At 40.5% G+C, this 259-nt stretch carries 1 protein-coding gene; it reads right to left on the reverse strand.

Annotated features, from left to right (window positions below):
- Positions 1-259, reverse strand: a 259-nt coding sequence (locus tag VJI77_RS07600) for a hypothetical protein (protein WP_323988997.1), incomplete at both ends; no start/stop codon positions are given.

Genomic DNA, 259 nt, shown 5'->3' on the forward strand with positions numbered 1-259 from the left:
GTTTTCGCGTAAAAAATTCCATTCATGCATATCGTAAGAAACTTTTTCCCAGGATGTGTCATTGCCCTGCCTGTCTTTCAACGCAACGGAATAGTTATATCGCTGAAGATCCCGATAACTTACGGGTAATTTTACTTCTCTGCTGTACCAGGTAAGATAACTCCTCAGTTCATCATTAACCGGAAAGATGGGTTTCTTTTTAGAAGGTTTTTCTGCCTCGCCCGTTTTGCTGATATGTCCGAATACATTATTCAAGTGC

Origin of the sequence: Parvimonas sp. D2, assembly GCF_035282635.1 — a bacterium.
Classification (GTDB): domain Bacteria; phylum Bacillota; class Clostridia; order Tissierellales; family Peptoniphilaceae; genus Parvimonas.